This is a genomic window from Streptomyces atratus (assembly GCF_014648655.1).
Classification (GTDB): Bacteria; Actinomycetota; Actinomycetes; order Streptomycetales; family Streptomycetaceae; genus Streptomyces; species Streptomyces atratus.
In genome coordinates this window covers 1-4,571 of sequence record NZ_BMRN01000126.1, presented here as the reverse complement: position 1 = coordinate 4,571, position 4,571 = coordinate 1, and the positions used below count along the sequence as shown (strand labels likewise).

Here is a 4,571-nt window from a genome sequence, read left to right as displayed (position 1 = left end):
GTCGTCGCCACCGTCGACGGCGGCGCGGCCAACATCGCCGACGTCTACCCGCTCGCCCCCCTCCAGGAAGGCCTCCTCTTCCACCACCTGCTCGCCGACGGCGGCCAGGACGCCTACGTCCAGCCCACGGTCCTGGAGTTCGACGCCCGGGAGCGGCTGGAGGCGTTCACCGACGCCCTGCGCCAGGTCGTGGCGCGCCACGACATCCTGCACACCTCCCTCGTGTGGGAGGGCCTGCGCGAGCCGGTCCAGGTCGTGTGGCGCGACGCCACCCTGCCTGTCACCGAGGTCACCCTCGCCGAGGGCGGCGACCCCGTCGAGCAGCTGCTCGCCCTCGGCGGCGGCGCCATGGACCTGACCCGGGCCCCGCTGCTCGGCCTGCACGTCGCGGCCGACCCCGCGGGTGGCCGCTGGCTCGCCCTGGTCCGGGCCCACCACACGGTGCAGGACCACACCGCCCTCGAGGTCGTCCTCGACGAGGTGCGGGCGTTCCTTGACGGGCGCGGCGACCAACTGCCCGAGCCCGTGCGCTTCCGCGACTTCGTGGCCCGGGTCCGCACCGGCCTGGAAGGCGCCGACCACGAGCCGTACTTCGCCGAGCTGCTCGGCGACGTCACCGAACCCACCGCGCCCTACGGCCTGGTGGACGTACGCGGCGACGGCGCCGGATCGTCCCGGGCCCGCCTCCCCTTCGCACCCGGCCTCACCGCACGCCTGCGCGACGTCTCCCGCCGCCTCGGCGCGAGCCCCGCCACCGTCCTGCACCTCGCCTGGGCGCGCGCCCTGGCCGCCGTCAGCGGCCGCGACGACGTGGTCTTCGGCACCGTCCTGTCCGGCCGCATGAGCGCCACCGCCGGGGACCGGCAGGCCCCCGGCCCATACATCAACATGCTGCCCGTGCGCGTGCGCACCGGCGAACTCGACGCCCGCGCCGCCCTGTCCGCGCTCCGCGAGCAGCTCGCCCGGCTCGTCGAACACGAGCACGCGCCGCTCGCCACCGCCCAGCGGTCCAGCGGCATCACCGGCGACACACCCCTGTTCACCTCCCTGTTCAACTACCGGCGCGGCACCACCGGCGGCCAGGAACTCGACGGCATCCGCACCCTCCTCGCCCAGGAGCGCTCCAACTACCCGCTCGCCGTCTCCGTCGACGACGACGGCGAGACGCTCTTGATCGCCGTTGACGCACGCACCCCCGTCGACCCGCACGAGGTCGGCGCCCTGCTGCGCACCGCGCTCGCCGGGCTCCTCGACGCCCTCGACGCGGACACGAACCGGCCGCTCGCCGCGATCGACGTCCTTGACGAGGACCGGCGCCACCAGGTCCTCACCGCATGGAACGACACCACCGTCGAGGTGCCGCCCGCCACGGTCCCCGAACTGTTCGAGGCCCAGGCCGCGCGCACCCCCGACGCCGTCGCCGTCACCGCCGACGGCGAGAGCCTCACCTTCGCCGAACTCGACGCACGGGCCAACCAGTTGGCGCGCCTGCTCGTGGAGCTGGGCGTCAGGCCCGAGTCCGTCGTCGGCGTGTGCCTGGAGCGCGGAGCCGAACCGGTCATCGCCCTCCTCGCCGTCCTCAAGGCCGGCGGCACCCACCTGCCCGTCGACCCGGGCTACCCGGCCGACCGCATCGCGTACATGGTCGAGGACGCGGCCCCCGCCGTCGTCCTCGCCACCGCCACCACGGCCACCGCCCTGCCGGGCGGCGTCGCCCCCGTGCTCATCCTGGACGACGCGGCGCTCGACGGCGTCGACGACGGCCCGCTCGGCGTCGCGATCCGCCCCGACCACTGCGCGTACGTCATCTACACCTCGGGTTCGACCGGCCGCCCCAAGGGCGTCGCCGTGCCCCACGAGGGCCTCGCCAACCTGGCCGCCTTCCAGCGCGCCGGCGTCATCACGCGCTCAGGGCCGCGCATGCGCGCCGCCCTGACGTACTCCCTGTCCTTCGACGCCTCCTGGGAGCTGCTCCTCTGGATGGTCGCGGGCCACGAACTCCACGTCGTCCCCGACGACGTGCGCCGCGACACCACCGCCCTGGCCCGCTACGTCGACACTTCCCGCATCGACCTGATGGCCGTCACCCCCGTCCAGGCCGAACAACTCCTCGACGAGGGCCTCCTCGGCGCCTCCGTACACCGGCCCCGCGCGCTGCTCCTCGGCGGCGACGCCGTCGGCAGCACCCTGTGGGAGAGGCTGCGGGCCGCCGAAGGGACGCTCGGCCTCAACTTCTACGGCCCGACCGAGGCCACCGTCCACGTCCTGTGCCACGACACCGAGCAGGGCGGCCGCCCGCTGATCGGCCGCCCCCTGCCCAACACGCGCGCCTACGTCCTCGACGGCTCGCTCCGGCCCGTCCCGGTGGGCGTCGCCGGCGAACTGTACGTGTCCGGGGCGGGCCTGGCCCGCGGCTACGTGCGCCGCGCGGGCCTGACCGCCGAGCGCTTCGTCGCCTCCCCCTTCGAGCCGGGGCGGCGGATGTACCGCACCGGCGACCTGGTGCGCCAGGACGCCGAAGGCCGCGTCGAGTACCTGGGCCGCGCCGACGACCAGGTCAAGATCCGCGGCTACCGCATCGAGCCCGGCGAGGTCGAGGCCGTCGCCGCCGCGCACCCGGACGTCGCCCAGGCGGCGGTCGTCGCCCGCGAGGACGTTCCGGGGGACCGACGACTGGTCGCCTATGTCGTGCCGTCCGTCCTCGGTGCCGAAATCACCTATGCCGTACGGGAATTCATCGCCGCCCGGCTGCCCGAGCACATGGTGCCCTCCGCCGTCGTCGCCCTGGACGCCCTGCCCCAGTCCGTCAACGGCAAGCTCGACCGCGCCGCCCTGCCCGCACCCGTGCACACGGCGAGCGCGGGGCGCGGCCCCGCCACACTCCACGAGGAGCTGCTGTGCGGCGTGTTCGCCCAGGTCCTGCGGCTGGAGAAGGTCGGCGTGGACGACGACTTCTTCGCGCTCGGCGGCCACTCCCTGCTCGCCACCCGGCTCATCAGCCGGGTGCGCACCGTCCTCGGCGTCGAGGTGCCGCTGCGGACCCTGTTCGAGGCACCCACGGTGGCCGCGCTCGCGGACCGCCTCGACGGCGCCGCCCCGTCTCGCACCGCGCTCGCCCCGGCCGCGCGCCCGCGGCGCGTCCCGCTGTCCTTCGCCCAGCGCCGCCTGTGGTTCGTCGGCCAGCTGGAGGGTCCCGGCGCCACCTACAACATCCCGGTCGCCCTGCGGCTCTCCGGCGCGCTCGACCGGGACGCGCTGGGCGCGGCCCTGCGCGACGTGATCGGGCGGCACGAGGTGCTGCGGACCGTCTTCGAGGTCGCCGACGGCGAGCCGTACCAGCGGATCCTGGACCCGGCCGACCTGGACTGGGCGCTGACGGTGGCCGACGTGGCCCCGCAGGACCTGGACCGCGCGGTCGCAGAGGCCCTCGCGCACCCCTTCGACCTGTCCGCCGACGTGCCCGTCAGGGCCTGGCTGTTCGGAACCGGCGCCGACGAGCACGTGCTCGTCATGGCCGTCCACCACATCGCAGGCGACGGCTGGTCCATGGAGCCACTGGCACGCGACCTGTCCGTCGCGTACGCGGCCCGTCGCGAGGGCGAGACCCCCGCGTGGGAGCCGCTGCCGGTCCAGTACGCCGACTACACGCTCTGGCAGCGCGAGCTGCTCGGCGACGAGAGCGACCCCGAGAGTCTGATCTCCCGTCAGGTCACCCACTGGCGTAAGGCGTTGGAAGGCTCCCCGGAAGAGCTGGAGCTGCCGGCCGACCGCGTGCGGCCCGCCGTCCCCACGCACCTGGGGCACAACATCCCCCTGGCCGTCCCGGCGCAGGTGCACGCCCGCCTCGTGGAGGTGGCGCGCGCCGAGGGCGTGACGCCGTTCATGGTCCTCCAGGCCGCGCTGGCGATGCTCCTGTCGAAGCTGGGCGCGGGCACGGACGTCCCGATCGGCTCGGCGAACGCGGGCCGCACGGACGAGGCCCTGGACGACCTGGTCGGCTTCTTCATCAACACCCTTGTCATACGCAACGACTTGAGCGGCGACCCGACCTTCCGGGACGTCCTCGGCCGCGTACGGGAGGCGAGCCTGTCCGCGTTCGCGCACCAGGACGTGCCGTTCGAGAAGCTCGTGGAGGAGCTGGCGCCGACGCGTTCGCTGGCCCGGCACCCCCTGTTCCAGGTCATGCTGAAGGTCCAGAACACCGGCGAGGCCGTCCTCGACCTGCCGGGCGTACGCGCCGCCGGGTTCCCGACCGGTGCCTCGACCGCCAAGTTCGACCTGGACGCCTCGGTGTCGGAGGCCTTCGACGAGACCGGTGCCCCGGCAGGGCTGTGTGGTTCCGTGGTCGCCTCCGCCGACCTGTTCGACGAAGAGACCGCCGGGCGGCTCGTGGCCCGCTGGGTGCGGGCCCTGGAGCAGCTGACCGCCGACCCGGAGTCCCGGCTGAGCGCGTTGGACGTCCTGGGCGAGGGTGAGTGGCGGCTCCTGGCTGAGTGGAATGACACGGTTGCCCCGGTGGTGGCGGGTTCGCTGGCGGAGCTGTTTGCGGTGCAGGTGGCCCGTACGCCGGA

At 74.4% G+C, this 4,571-nt stretch carries 1 protein-coding gene; it reads left to right on the top strand.

The annotated features are described in order from the left end of the window. The coding region (locus tag IEZ15_RS43410) for a non-ribosomal peptide synthetase (RefSeq protein ID WP_189282440.1) at positions 1 to 4,571 on the top strand (4,571 nt) is incomplete at both ends.